Origin of the sequence: Lunatimonas lonarensis, assembly GCF_000390185.1 — a bacterium.
Lineage (GTDB): Bacteria > Bacteroidota > Bacteroidia > Cytophagales > Cyclobacteriaceae > Lunatimonas > Lunatimonas lonarensis.
On the sequence record NZ_AQHR01000059.1, the window covers coordinates 100,193 to 114,158 of the forward strand.

Consider the following 13,966-nt stretch of genomic DNA (forward strand, 5'->3'; position numbering starts at 1 on the left):
TCTTCTGTTACCCTACTTGAATCGTTTCCGCATCCCTTTGCTAATTTTATCCCATTCGCATGATTTCAGTTGACAATATTTCCGTTTTGCATGGTGGCAGGGCACTCTTCAGCGATGTGTCTTTCTCCATCAACGAAAACGACAAAATAGCCCTTATGGGCAAAAATGGTGCAGGCAAATCAACGATGCTAAAGATTATCGCCGGCCAGACAAAGCCTTCCAAGGGAGGAGTATCCGCTCCAAAAGATGCAGTAATTGCCTACCTGCCGCAGCACCTGCTTACCTCCGACGACTGTTCCGTAGCAGAGGAAACCGCCAAAGCTTTCGCCTATTACCTTGGTATGAAAGAGGAGATAGATCGGCTGAACGATGAACTGGGTGTCCGAACGGATTATGACTCGGAAGATTACTACAAGATCATCGAAAAAGTATCCGAACTAAGTGAGAAGTTTTACGCCATCGAGGAGATCAACTACGAGGCAGAGGTAGAAAAAGTCCTTATGGGGTTGGGGTTTATGCGCTCCGATCTGACCCGACCCACTTCCGAGTTCTCGGGAGGCTGGCGGATGCGGATTGAACTGGCCAAAATTCTCTTGCAAAAGCCAGATCTGATCCTGCTGGACGAGCCCACCAACCACCTGGACATAGAATCCATCCAATGGCTGGAGGATTTTCTGACCGAAAAAGCCAAAGCCGTTGTGGTCATTTCCCACGACCGTGCCTTTGTGGACAATATTACCAACCGTACCATCGAGGTGACGATGGGTAGGATCTACGATTATCGGGCCAAGTACAGCCACTACCTCGAACTCCGCAAAGAGCGTAGGGAACAGCAACAAAAACACTACGAGGAGCAACAGAAGATGATTGCCGAAACCCAGCAATTTATCGAGCGTTTTAAAGGGACCTATTCCAAGACCCTTCAGGTACAATCCCGTGTGAAGATGCTGGAAAAACTGGAGATTGTGGAGGTGGATGAGGTTGATAATTCGGCACTGAGATTGCGCTTTCCGCCGTCTCCCCGCTCTGGAAAATATCCAGTGGTTGTGGAGGACATGTCAAAGGCTTATGGAGATCATATCGTTTTCAAGAATGCGTCTATGACCATTGAAAGGGGACAGAAAGTCGCATTTGTCGGAAAAAACGGGGAAGGAAAATCGACCATGGTAAAGGCTATTATGGGCGAAATAGACTTTGACGGAAAATGTGAGCTTGCCCAGAACACGCAGATCGGTTATTTCGCGCAAAACCAAGCCTCATTGCTGGACGAAAGCCAGACCATTTTTGATACCATCGATCAGATTGCGGTAGGGGAAATCAGAACAAAAATCAAGGACATGTTGGGTGCCTTTATGTTTGGCGGGGAAGAGTCGGCCAAGAAGGTCAAAGTATTGTCCGGAGGAGAAAAAACCCGCCTTGCCATGATGAAGCTGCTGTTGGAACCGGTAAATCTGCTTATTCTGGATGAACCTACCAACCATTTGGATATGAAAACAAAAGACATCATCAAAGACGCCCTGAAGGCCTTTGATGGTACGCTGATCGTCGTTTCCCACGACAGGGACTTCCTGGACGGCTTGGTAACAAAGGTGTTTGAATTTGGCAACAAGCGGGTTCGTGAGCACTTTGAGGACATCAACGGTTTTCTTCGGAACAAGAAGTTGGAAAACCTTCGGGAAGTAGAGCGAAAACAATAAAGGCAGACAACTGTTAGAAGATCAACAATGAATGCCCTTAATCTGGTACGAGGGTTCAGGCATTTAATAGTAACCAAGGAGAAAAACGTATGGAAGAAGTTCTAAAAAATTGGGAGCGGGCAAAAGCGTATACAAAGGAGTATCTTGACGCGATGCCGGAAGACAGTTATCTTTTGAAGCCTACGCCGCTGTGCCGTTCCTTTGCCGATCAGATGCTTCACTTGGCAGACGGCAATTTTTCCTTTGCCGCGCTGGCAGCTGACGTATCCTGCCCAGTGGCGTTTGGTGAGTGCGAACAGGGCAAAGATAAATCAAAGGCCAACGTCACCAAATGGGTCATGGAAAGCTACGATTTTGTGATCGAACAACTCAACGGATTGAGCGATGACGATTTTACGGCTGTTACCACGCTATTTGGCAGGTATAAAATGAGCAGGAGGGCGGTATTTGATTCCCTATATGAACACCAAACCCATCACCGCGGCCAAGCGACCGTTTACCTTCGCTTGGCGGGAATCGTACCACCCGGTCAAAAGTTATTTTAAAAGTATATTTTCCTCCCTGCCTGGAAGGAAAGAGTCCACCATTCCTGTAAAACCACAGATGCCCCCTTTGGGATCCCAACCTGTGAAAATCATACGAATATTGGGCTCGGAATGTACTAGTCGGAGCTTTCTTAACCTAGTTGAAAGAGCTTTTGGTTGCAGAGGTGCAGAATATTCCCCGATGACGAAAAACTCCTTGGAAGCAAATAACTTGTAGTCGTACCTTTTGACCGAATCTAACCAAAGCTCAACTTCCAAATGTTCTCTTTAGTAAACACCGATGCCCTTAGGCAGGTAGTACCCTTTTTGTTATTTTTATTTTTGGCTATTCCGGGCTATTCCCAACAGAACAGGCAGCTTTCGGGAAAAGTCATAGACACCGATACCCAGGAGGGATTGGAATATGCTTCGGTGGCGGTATATTCTCCCTCAGATTCAAGTTTGGTCGCCGGAGGAGTTACTGATAGTATGGGTTCTTTCTCCCTAGAAGTAAACCCCGGTACCTATTTTGTTCGCCTGCGATTCATCGGCTATAAAGAGCGGGTATTGAATGGTGTTCAGGTAGGTCAAGCTGGGGCTTCCCTTGGCACCCTTTCGTTGGATTTGGGGGAAGAATCCCTCGGAGAAGTGGTCGTAGCCGCTGATAAGCTCGCCGTAAGACATCAGATCGACCGGCAAGTATATGGAACCTCCGACTTTCAAGCAGCTGTGGGTGGGACAGCTACCGATCTGCTGAGAAACCTTCCGGCGATGTCGGTGAATGCCGAAGGAGAGATTTCCTTTCGGGGGACATCCGGCTTCGTGATCCTGATAGATGGCAAGCCAATACAGGCTGATGCAGCCGGCCTTTTGAACCAGTTGCCGGCAAATGCCATCGAAGACATAGAAGTGATTACCTCTCCTTCTGCCCGTTTTGACCCGGAAGGCAAGGCAGGAATCATCAACATTGTCACCAAAAAAGGCGCTACCGATGGGACCTATCTACTCGTCAATGTGCTCGGCGGGGCGCCTAGCCTTGATCTGCATGGTAACGAGCGGTCTCCGCAACGGTATGGTGGGGACTTTACCCTAAGCATGAAAAAAAACAAATGGGATATTTCGGTAGGCGCGGATTACAACAGGAACGACGTGGCCGGCTACAGGGACGGACAGGTAGAGACCTACCTAGATAATACCGTCACCTCGTTCCCATCTGTCGGAGAGAGAAGTTACCGAAAGGAGAATTACTCCGGCAGGGCGTTAGTGGGCTACACCATCAACCCCCAACATGCCATCAATGCTTCTGCCTATGGAGGAACGCGGGTGGAAACCCGCTACGCAGATATTTCGTACTCACAGACCCGTACCCGGGTAGGAGAAGAGACACCCTTTGATGCCCTCAATTATTTTAATATGAACGAACGGGAGCGCCGCAGCCAGTTTTTTGTGGGAAGCTTGGATTATACCGCTGTGTTTGCCAACAAATCATCCCTGAGCGTCTCCGGTCTTTACGAGTATACCAACCTGACCGGTCCGACACGTAACCTCAACCTAAATCCCCTAAATTACGCGGATACGCTGGACTACTTGGCGATGGACGAACTGAATCCGCTGAATGGAACGCGAATCAACGTAGATTATACGTTGCCACTCAGCGCATCATCCGCGTTAAGCACGGGCTATCAATACCGTCACCTTAGGCATGTCGGTGAGTTTGCCTTTCGGCAGAAGATTTTGGGAACCGGAGAGTTTGAGGAAATGCCGGAATTTGGCAGTGATATAGATTTGTTTCGTACCATCCATGCGGTATACGGCGAATACCAGTATAGGTCCGAAGACCTTTCAGTCACAGCGGGTCTAAGGGTAGAGGATACCGACAGGCGATTGGATGATTATGGGCAGCAGCAAAGCTACGACCTCCAGTTGCTCAATCTATTTCCCAGTCTCAGTATCAACTACGACACAGAAAAGGGCATTACCTGGAAAGGAAGCTACAGCCGTAGAATCGAGCGCACCACCACTTCTATGATGAATCCTTTCCTATCCCGAAGGCACTCCGAGGTATTGGAGGTGGGCGATCCCGAACTGCTGCCCGAATTGGTCGACGCCGTGGAGGTAGGTCTGGTGAAGAACTTCGAACGCCACTCGGTGTTTGCCAATGCCTATTACCGGCGGGTGCGGGATGCCATCAACCGGGTAAATACGGTCTACAACGACTCCATTTTGCTTCGCGTCTATACGAATGCCGGCGTATCCCAAGTATACGGTGCGGAGGCCGGAGCAGATTTAGAACCTACCGATAACTGGAAAGTATACGTAGGTGGTACGCTGTATTATTTTGATCTTCAGGGAGCGGCAGTCGGTCAGCAGGTACGCCGAAACAGTTGGAACTATTCTTTCAACGTGAATAGCAGCTGGAATTTGGGCAAGGATTGGAACTTGGTCTTTAACCTGAATTACCTTTCCCGCATCATTACGGTACAAGGCGAAGACAGCCGGTTTTTCTCTCCCAACACAACCCTCAAAAAATCCTTGCTGGGCAAACGCCTGGATCTCGCTTTGCAATGGCGCAATATGGGCATGGGCGTTTTGGATTCTAACCGACAGCGTATCAGCGGAAGTGGGGAGGGGTTTTTCACATCTACCCACTACATATACGAACGAGACGTTATTTTACTTACTGCGTCGTACCGAATCAATCAGTTAAGCAAAAAGCTTAACTTTACAAAGAGTGAGTTTGGGGATAGGGAGTTTTGATTTCTGGGGAATCTTTTGGTCTGATATTCCACACTACAACATACCTCTGTAGTAGATTCATCGCTGTTCAGGTCTGCGTATAACCTTTCAGACTTTGGAACTTTTAAGACATCTGTATTTAGCACAGTTGCTTCCTCATTCATGCACTGTAGATGCCCTTCAGCCAAAAAGAACAGATCCAAAAATTCGTTGGTATTACCAATGAATGGATTCCACTAGCCTCCAGTACCATACTTTGCCGCCCATGCCAACTGCCCCGCATGATATGCCGTGTGAGTGATGATCCTTCCCAGTGCCTCTGCTTTGGTCTTTTCTCCGAACTCCTGTGTTTTTATGACACGGTTCCAATCGCTTTGATTTTCCAGCGCTTTTTCCAGCTGAATACCTGCTTCCTCCACAATAGCCATCAGAGATTCCAGCTCGGTCCATTCACCGGTGTCCCTTTGCGCTTTCAAGGTCTTGGCATCAACTTTTACCTCCACATTTCCAAACACATTTTTGGCAAAAAGCAACTCGACTTCTGCGATGTGCCGTATCAGGAACCCTACTGAATTTGGAGAATTACCCAGCTTTTTAGGTAAGTCTTCCGGTTTAATGAATTTCAGTTGATTGGTCATTCGGGTACGTCCTTCTTTCCAGAGTTCGATCAATGCTTTCATATGATTATAATTGTTTTTTAGCGGTCACAACTTGTCTCGGTTTATCGCACTGCCCGCCTTTCCGGTAGGCACGCTCGATTTCATTTGGTATTAGTAAATACGATAGCCTATCCATTAACTGATCAATTAAGCCGGTGACCCTTTTTTTCCGGGATAGATCAAATCTGCCTACCCATCGGCGACCTGAGGTGTGCATACAATCGGACCCTGACGGTAATATACCACATTTATTTCGTGTCCACAATTTTTTCTAATTGATTAAATCTTTTGAAAACAACCATATTCATCGTAATATTGCGATAATATAATAGACCAATTCGGATTCAGCTAAAAGGAACCGGATCATGGCGAGGAAAAAACAAAACGGGACCATAAACTGACTAAATGAATCGTCCATCTAATTTCTAACCGTCCCCAAAATGGGTGTAACCAAATCTAACCTGTTTACAGAAAAACAAAACGAACTGGCAAAAGTCGCCAAGGTCTTTGCCCATCCTGCCCGTATCGCTATTCTCGAATACTTGATAAAGGCTAATTCATGCATTAACGGAGATCTGGTACAGGAACTTGGGTTGGCGCAGGCTACCATCTCCCAACACCTCCGCGAACTCAAGGAAATAGGCTTGATAAAAGGCAGTATAGAAGGCGTTTCTTTGAATTATTGTATTGATGCTGTCCGTTGGGCAGAGGTACAAAATCTATTTCAGGAATTATTTGACGGCTTTCCAAAAATATCCGGCTGTTGCTAGGACTTAGGGACACAACGTTTGAAAAAAAATAGATCTATAAAAATGAAAACATCCGAGTTTATCAAAATCCTTCGCGAGAACCCAGATAAGGCACTCTTATTTGAATATCAACCTAATCAATTTGTGAGAACTGACTACCATATCACGGAAATCAAAAATGTCACCTTTGACACGGTGGATTGTGGGGGGATTCGCAACGAATGGTCTGAAGTACATGTGCAATTATGGGAAAACCAAATCCCGGAACCTAATCACTTGTTGGATACAACCAAAGCACTTACCATTTTTGAGGTCGTCAATAAGGTAAGACAAACCTACCCAGAAGCTGAAATACGGTTTGAATATGGTAATTCACTATTCCCGACCGCCGTTCTTCCCGTGCACCAAATCAAAGACACCGGCAATACACTGATTGTTCAGCTGGTTCCCGACCAAACAACCTGCAAAGCAAAAGATCGCGCTACCACAGCCGAGGAGAAAGCTGCGGCATGTTGTGGGCCAGTTTCCAAAAAACCAAAAATCAGCCTATCCATGGCCTCACTCCAAGCTACCAATAGTTGTGAACCGGGTTCGGGCTGTTGTTGAACTAACCATACGACACGAAATAGCAAACACAAGGGACTAATAGCAAAGAAATTGGCAATCCCGATAATTTGGATACCATCTCAACTTATAGAACTATGAGCCTATACCCACCCCTACAAGCGTACATCGAGCGAGCACAGGCACTGCCGATTGGGGAAGAACGCAAAAGGATCCTTCAAGTGCTGATTGACTATGTACAGCAAAAAATCGATCAAGGCCAGGACATCAACCTGAATTTTATCTGCACGCACAATTCCCGAAGAAGCCAATTTTCCCAGCTATGGGGGAAGGTAGCAGCTACGTACCACGGCATAGATATGAACTCCTTTTCAGGAGGGGTGGAGGTAACTGCCTTCAATGAGCGGGCTGTGGCCTCCATCCGAAGATTTGGGTTCAAAGTCACGAAAAAAGGGGAAGCCAATCCAACCTATTTTGTATTCTTTTCCGATGATGAAGATCCAATTGTCACATTCAGCAAAGTATTTGATGATGCAGCGAATGCGCCTACCGCTTTTGCCGCAGTGATGACCTGTTCCCATGCAGATGAAAACTGCCCCTTCATTCCGGGGGCTGAGGCCAGGATTCCAGTCCGGTACGAAGACCCGAAAGCTTATGACGATACGGAACTGGAAGAAGAGAAATACGATGAACGATCACTGCAGATTGCTTCGGAAATGCTTTACGTTTTTTCACGTATTAAGAAGAAATAACAGAACATGGCAACTAGCAAAAAAATCGCCTTTTTCGAAAAATACCTCAGCGTATGGGTTGCACTTTGTATAGTTGTAGGGATTCTTATAGGACATGTAGCCGGAGATGATATAACCGCACTTTCTGATTTGGAAATCTACAATGTCAACCTCCCGATAGCGATCCTTATTTGGCTGATGATCTACCCCATGATGTTGCAGATTGACTTTGGCAGTATCAGGGGAGTTGGCAGGGCTCCAAAAGGTTTGATTTGGACATTGATCATAAACTGGCTGATCAAGCCGTTCACGATGGCATTTTTCGCTTGGGTTTTCTTTGACCAATTGTACTCCGCCTACATAGAGCCCGATTTGGCCGGAGAATACATTGCGGGGGCTATCCTCTTAGGGGTTGCCCCTTGTACCGCAATGGTGTTCGTATGGTCCTATCTGACGGATGGTGATCCCAATTATACCTTGGTTCAAGTATCGGTCAACGATCTGATCATTTTGGTGGCCTTTGTTCCCTTGGTTGGCTTGCTTTTGGGCATCACCAATGTAAGCGTACCTTATGAAACCTTGGTGGCCTCGGTCGTGATATTTGTGGTGATTCCACTACTGGCGGGTGTGATTACCAATAAGGCGTTGATTGCCAGAAAAGGAGAAACTTGGTTTAAAAACCAATTCTTACCGCAATTCAAACCGGTGAGCGTAGTGGCATTACTGCTTACATTGATTCTGCTTTTTGCATTCCAAGGCCCCAATATCCTGAATAACCCCCTGATCATCCTACTGATAGCTATTCCGCTAATCATTCAAACCTACTTTATTTTCTTTTTGGCTTGGTTTGGGGGTAGAAAACTTAAGCTTAACCATGCGGTCTGCGCACCTGCTTCCATGATTGGCGCAAGCAATTTCTTTGAGTTGGCGGTGGCAGTAGCTATTGCCTTATTTGGTCTTGAAAGTCCTGCTGCTTTGGTGACCGTGGTTGGGGTTTTGGTGGAGGTTCCCGTAATGTTGCACTTGGTGAGGATAGCGAACAAGTGGAAGTACTAGGAGCAACGCATCAATCATACGGCTAAACCGCGCTAGACGCATGCAAACGAAGCCACCACCTACCTTCTTCCGGATAACCTCCGGTCAATGGACGCATATCCGCCCCCTCGGAATATCAGGAATAGACTGCCCAACAGCATGCTCCAATCGGTTCTGCTGCCGTGCATCATTTCCCAAAATCCCTGTTCCTGAAGTACCACCGATTTTGTGGTCGCGATCGCCACCACCATGATTACCAGGGTAGGCAGGGCTGCCAGGCGGGTAAACAATCCAAGCAGGATTAGCAGCCCAGAAAGAATTTCAAACGTCCCCACAAAACTCCCCAGAAACTCCGGGTTTGGCAGGCCGATCTTCGCAAACCGCCCCGAACCACGGACCGCCGGAAAAAGAAACTTCTGTATACCTTCGGAAAGAAAAACCGCCCCTACCATCAAACGAATCAAAATGGTGGTCTTTGAATTATCAGTTCGTAAAAGGAAATCAAGCATAGGCGAGTTTTTGGGGTAAATATACAAATCTGAACCATACATAGCCAGGTTGGATCAACTAGCGACCAGGTCTCACCTTTCGAATAAAGTCTTTGATGGGTGTTGGTTGTAGCTTCTTTGCCTTTTTCCGCTTCGCTTTGGCCTTTTGCCGCTTCCTTTTATTCTGTTCAGACCCCGTAACCATCACAGAACGTACCGATAAACCCACCTGACCTTGATACCAAGGATCTCGACCGGTGAGGTTTAGGTTAGGCTTGTAATCCAGAGATACTGTCATACGTAGCAAAGTCATTTCCACTCCCGCCAATCCATCAATACCAAAGGTAGGATTGCCATAGGTATGTATGATTTGCATGGATTCGGGTATTTTTTGACGGCTTTCCTCTACGCCCATGGAAAGCCCTCCCCCATAGTAGTAGTTGAACCTTTTGGAAACCATCGGTCGATGCCGGGCAAGGAGAAGATGGGCTGTCGTATTGGATGCAAAGTCAGACTGAAGAATTCCCTCGGCGGTCAGGCCTTTGGCCAATCGGTGTTTGGCGGAAACACCCACCGTGCGGAAGGAATTATTATTGCCCAGGCGTATGCCCACTGCCGTGCCATAACTCTGCGCCTTTACGGGAGTCCCGCACCCAAAAAACAACAAAAGTAAAAACGGCAACCCAAGCACAATCCTTACCATATGTCTATAATTGTCTTTTTTCCCAGCGGTAACATGTGTACCAGCGGCAGTCCTGATCCAGCATAGAACCCAGCACCTGACTGCCGTCCGGCAAATGGTTGACAGGGATCAGGCATACAGGTTAACATCCTACCTTTGCCCAAGAAAAGCCGGCTTTTACCTTTAACTAAAACCATACCAAAAACCGAAAATCACGGAATTTGGTGGCTTATCTCTGGATATCCGGTACCTAGACAACTAATTTGTTTAAATAGCCGTTAATTTTTTAACTTTATAACACCAATTAAACCAAAACCGATATGAACTACCTTGTCGCAATTATGTTAGCAATGTTTACTTTTTCCGTCAACGCTCAAAGCATCGAAGGGGCCTGGAAGCTTACCCATCAAAACGGCAAGCCGGTAGCTGACCGGGAGTACATCAAAATTTACCAGGATGGTTACTTTGCCTACGGTGCGAAAGAAGTAGGCACGAACAAATTCCTACATGCAGGTGGCGGGCTTTTTACCATCGATGGCAGCAATTATACCGAACAGTTGGATTTTTTCACGGCTGATCCCGACCAAGTGGGAACCAAAAACCAATATAAGATTGACTTTACCAACGATAAAGTGGTGATTTCCGGTAAGGTAAAGGGCAAGGATTTGATAGAAATTTGGGAACGGGCAGGTGATCGACGCGATGACCTTACGCAAAATTGGGTGATCACCGGTCGAAAAGTAGATGGCAACGTAAGTACAATGACTCCCGGGGCACGGAGAACCGTAAAAATACTTTCGGGAGGTCGGTTTCAGTGGATTGCGTTCAATTCAGAGACAAAGGAATTTAGCGGTACAGGTGGGGGAACCTACGAGGCCAAAGATGGCAAATATACAGAGCACATTACCTTTTTTTCGCGGGATGACAGCCGCGTGGGTGCATCGCTAAGCTTCGACTATGAGGTAAAGGATGGCCAATGGCACCACAGTGGATTGAGTTCTACCGGCAATCCTATCTACGAAATCTGGTCTGCCTACCGTGAAGCGTATCTAAATAAAAAATAGGTACTCCGACCGCCATTCGTTGGCTGTTTTCCCTTAATTTCGGCCAAAAAAAGTCACCATGATCGCAGAAAAAGATAAAGTAGTATCCATTACCTATGAATTACACGTAGACGATGGAGAAAACGGCAAGGAGTTTTTTGAGCGGGTAGATGAAGCCCAACCCTATGCGTTCTTGTTTGGAGCGGGGAATATCCTGTCAAAAATGGAGGAAGCCATTGCCGGTAGGTCGGTGGGCGATACCTTCGAGGTGGCTATAGATTTTGAAAATGGCTACGGAGACTACGATGAAAGCCGGAAAATGATCATTCCCAAGTCAGCCTTTAAAGAGAATGGCCAGAAACAGCGCCATCTGATGAAAGTAGGCAATGTGGTATCCATGCAGGATGATCAGGGCAACCCCCTGCGAGGGGAAATTCTCAGAATCGATTACCGGGGGGTTTTGATGGATTTTAATCCACCGTTGGCAGGCTACGATCTATACTTCTCCGGAAAAATCGTGGGCATTCGGGACGCCGATCCATCCGAATTGGAGCACGGACACGCACATGAACCGGGAGGACATGTTCACTGATCCGGTTAGTAAATGCCTTGAAATGCAAGGTCCCGTGGGGAAATAATCTCCACGGGACTTATTTTTTGCCTAGACGTTGAAACGCTTTTAACGTGAGACCTCTCCTACTGCATACTAGGTGCAATCATTATTTTTGCCTTACCGCATAATCCACCGCCCTAGCTGCCAAGGCCATATAAGTCAGGGAGGGGTTTTGAGTACTGGTAGAGGTCATACAGGCACCGTCAGTCACGTATACGTTTTGGCAGGCATGCAATTGGTTCCATTTATTCAGCAGCGAAGTTTTGGGATCATGGCCCATACGCACGCCACCCATCTCATGAATATCCAGGCCCGGGGCACGTTTATCATCCCGTGTGCGTATGTTCTTAAAACCCGCGGCATCAAACATCTCGGATACCTGCTCCAGGTAATCCTTGATCATAGCTTCATCATTCTGGTCATAATCTACGGACACATGCAACAGCGGAATGCCCCACTCATCCTTTCTATCAGGATCCAACGTTACGTAGCTTTCCTCCTTTGGGATGGTTTCGCCCATCATATGCGAACCAACGCGCCAAGGGCCCCACTGTGGGTTGAGCAGGTTTTTTTCAAGGTTTTCGCCTATATCGGATTGGTCGGAAAGAATTGCCCTGCTTCCGCTAAACCCGGCTGCATAGCCCCTCAGGAAATCTGTTTCCTGACGGAGGACGTTTCTGAATCTAGGAATATAACCCCCATTGGGACGTTTGCCCTGGGTGGTAAACTCCTGCAATCCATCGTATTCGGCAGACACGCCCGCCCGGTAATTATGAAAGGCTATGTATTTGCCCAATAACCCGTTGTCATTACCCAAGCCATTTGGAAAGCGGCGCGAGATCGAATTGAGCAGCACCAAGTTTGTGTTCAGGGCACTGGCATTAAGAAAGATCAAATCAGCGTAGTATTCCGTAGTCTCCTTGGTTAGGGCGTCGATGACCACGACTCCTTTGGCACGTCCCTTCGCCTCGTCATAGAGGATAGAGTGGACTACTGCGTTGTTTTGCAGGGTAAGGTTACCGGTTTTCATGGCCCAGGGCAGCGTAGACGAGTTACTGCTAAAATATCCTCCAAAAGGACAGCCACGCTGGCACAATACCCTGTGTTGACAGAGGGCCCTTCCCTGCTGTGCATAATACTCGGCATTGCCGGTGATATGGGCACAACGCCCTATAATAACGTCCCTGCCAGGATAATTTTTTGATACTACTCCCTTGAAATAGTTTTCCACGGCCGATAGCTCCATGGCCGGCAGAAACTCCCCATCCGGAAGATGCGGGAGACCATCCCGATTTCCCGATACGCCAATGAACTTTTCCACATGGCTGTACCAAGGAGCCAAATCCTTATACCGAATTGGCCAATCGACCGCAAATCCATCCCGTGCGGGCCCTTCGAAATCGAATTCACTCCAACGCTGCACTTGCCTGGCCCAAAGCAGGGATTTTCCGCCTGTCTGATATCCACGGATCCAATCAAACGGCTTATCCTGCACGTAAGGATGTTCGGTGTCCTTTACAAAGAAGTGTTCGGTGTCCTCCCGGAAGGCATAGCAACGGCTCACGACTGGGTTCTCCTTTTGAATACTGGCAGGTATGGTGCCCCGATGTTCAAACTCCCAAGGCTTTAGATTCGTTGTGGGATAATCCTTTAGGTGCTCTACCGACTTGCCCCGCTCCAGGACAAGCGTTTTCAGACCCTTTTCGGTAAGCTCCTTGGCGGCCCAGCCTCCACTCATACCTGAGCCAATGACGATGGCGTCGTAGGAATTTTCCTTTGTGTGCTTGATATTAAGATTAGCCATTGGTGTTTATTCGTTCTATTTCCGCTATGTTCACCGAACCCCTGTACCCCCCGGGTATCATGTTGTAGGGCATAATTTCAGTCATGTAGTAGGAAGAAGTTAGGTAGCCCTGTAGACCGAAGCGCTTGGCGGTGGCCAAAAATTCCCGGATAGCATCCGGGGCTGTTGGCATTCCATCCTTACTGATTGCCCGCCTAAAGGCTTCGGCACCTTCCTTGGCATCCATCTCACCAAATGATTTACCGAAGGCTTTCTTACTGTAGCTTTCCACTTCCCTGAGTCCTTTTGTAAAAACGCGCTGCTCCTCTTCCGTGAGGCAATCGTTTGCCATTACCAACACAAAATCCTGCAAATCCAGCTCTTCTGCCTTTTTCAAATGGACTCCCGGAAAGACGATATTCAAGATAGCACGTAGGGCATTGCGATCCGATTCGTTGATTTGTAGGTTCTGGTACGCTTCAAGGACTGATTCTTGGCTGAAATCACAGGAAGGGATAAGGATAGCACCTCCCGTAATGAGCGCCAATTGTTTTAGGGCTAATCTTCTATCCATGAGTCTAAAGTTCAATAGTTGTCAGTTGGCCAAGTTACCGTTTTTTGACAAATCCCCGAAGCTTTTTTTGATCGGTATCTCCACTGGA

At 47.4% G+C, this 13,966-nt stretch carries 14 protein-coding genes; 9 read left to right on the top strand and 5 right to left on the bottom strand.

What is annotated here, in order from left to right; genetic code table 11:
- Window positions 1-59: 59 nt before the first annotated feature.
- The 3 genes from ADIS_RS10020 (at window position 60) to ADIS_RS10035 (ending at window position 4,978) form a co-directional block, all read left to right on the top strand.
- The gene (locus ADIS_RS10020; RefSeq protein ID WP_010854361.1) at window positions 60-1,697 is read left to right on the top strand and encodes an ABC-F family ATP-binding cassette domain-containing protein; all 1,638 of its coding nucleotides are present in this window, start codon (window positions 60-62) and stop codon (window positions 1,695-1,697) included.
- 89 nt (window positions 1,698-1,786) lie between these two features.
- Complete coding sequence (locus ADIS_RS10025; protein WP_010854362.1) at window positions 1,787-2,242, top strand: DinB family protein; 456 nt, start codon at window positions 1,787-1,789, stop codon at window positions 2,240-2,242.
- A 258-nt stretch (window positions 2,243-2,500) separates the two neighbouring features.
- Window positions 2,501-4,978, top strand: coding sequence for a TonB-dependent receptor domain-containing protein (locus tag ADIS_RS10035; RefSeq protein ID WP_010854364.1), 2,478 nt, complete (start codon window positions 2,501-2,503; stop codon window positions 4,976-4,978).
- A gap of 215 nt (window positions 4,979-5,193) precedes the next feature.
- On the opposite strand, the gene ADIS_RS10040 is transcribed toward ADIS_RS10035, so the two are convergent.
- Complete coding sequence (locus ADIS_RS10040; RefSeq protein ID WP_010854365.1) at window positions 5,194-5,637, bottom strand: DinB family protein; 444 nt, start codon at window positions 5,635-5,637, stop codon at window positions 5,194-5,196.
- Between the two features lie 419 nt (window positions 5,638-6,056).
- Between ADIS_RS10040 and ADIS_RS10045 the strand changes: the two genes are divergently transcribed.
- The 4 genes from ADIS_RS10045 to arsB all read left to right on the top strand — a co-directional run bounded on the left by ADIS_RS10045 (window position 6,057) and on the right by arsB (window position 8,716).
- Window positions 6,057-6,386, top strand: a complete 330-nt coding sequence (locus ADIS_RS10045) for an ArsR/SmtB family transcription factor (protein WP_010854366.1) — start codon at window positions 6,057-6,059, stop codon at window positions 6,384-6,386.
- A gap of 42 nt (window positions 6,387-6,428) precedes the next feature.
- Window positions 6,429-6,971, top strand: coding sequence for a DUF6428 family protein (locus ADIS_RS10050; protein ID WP_010854367.1), 543 nt, complete (start codon window positions 6,429-6,431; stop codon window positions 6,969-6,971).
- Window positions 6,972-7,066: 95 nt separating this feature from the next.
- A complete protein-coding gene (locus ADIS_RS10055; protein WP_010854368.1) occupies window positions 7,067-7,681 on the top strand; it encodes a low molecular weight phosphatase family protein in 615 nt (204 codons plus the stop codon).
- A 6-nt stretch (window positions 7,682-7,687) separates the two neighbouring features.
- Window positions 7,688-8,716, top strand: coding sequence for an ACR3 family arsenite efflux transporter (gene arsB, locus ADIS_RS10060; RefSeq protein WP_010854369.1), 1,029 nt, complete (start codon window positions 7,688-7,690; stop codon window positions 8,714-8,716).
- A 59-nt stretch (window positions 8,717-8,775) separates the two neighbouring features.
- Here arsB and ADIS_RS10065 read toward each other — a convergent pair whose 3' ends face one another.
- On the bottom strand, window positions 8,776-9,204 hold the full coding sequence (locus tag ADIS_RS10065; protein ID WP_035805482.1) for a DoxX family protein: 429 nt from the start codon (window positions 9,202-9,204) through the stop codon (window positions 8,776-8,778).
- Window positions 9,205-9,262: 58 nt separating this feature from the next.
- Complete coding sequence (locus tag ADIS_RS10070; protein ID WP_010854371.1) at window positions 9,263-9,886, bottom strand: hypothetical protein; 624 nt, start codon at window positions 9,884-9,886, stop codon at window positions 9,263-9,265.
- Window positions 9,887-10,185: 299 nt separating this feature from the next.
- Between ADIS_RS10070 and ADIS_RS10075 the strand changes: the two genes are divergently transcribed.
- Both ADIS_RS10075 and ADIS_RS10080 read left to right on the top strand, forming a co-directional pair.
- Window positions 10,186-10,929: a hypothetical protein gene (locus ADIS_RS10075; protein WP_010854372.1), complete on the top strand. Its 744-nt coding sequence runs from the start codon at window positions 10,186-10,188 to the stop codon at window positions 10,927-10,929.
- A gap of 58 nt (window positions 10,930-10,987) precedes the next feature.
- Window positions 10,988-11,500 carry an FKBP-type peptidyl-prolyl cis-trans isomerase gene (locus ADIS_RS10080; RefSeq protein WP_010854373.1) on the top strand — a complete coding sequence of 171 codons (513 nt, stop codon included), beginning with the start codon at window positions 10,988-10,990 and terminating at the stop codon, window positions 11,498-11,500.
- A gap of 127 nt (window positions 11,501-11,627) precedes the next feature.
- On the opposite strand, the gene ADIS_RS10085 is transcribed toward ADIS_RS10080, so the two are convergent.
- A complete protein-coding gene (locus ADIS_RS10085; RefSeq protein ID WP_010854374.1) occupies window positions 11,628-13,325 on the bottom strand; it encodes a GMC oxidoreductase in 1,698 nt (565 codons plus the stop codon).
- Window positions 13,318-13,878, bottom strand: a complete 561-nt coding sequence (locus ADIS_RS10090) for a gluconate 2-dehydrogenase subunit 3 family protein (protein ID WP_010854375.1) — start codon at window positions 13,876-13,878, stop codon at window positions 13,318-13,320. The genes ADIS_RS10085 and ADIS_RS10090 overlap by 8 nt, the downstream gene beginning before the upstream one ends.
- Window positions 13,879-13,966: the final 88 nt, after the last annotated feature.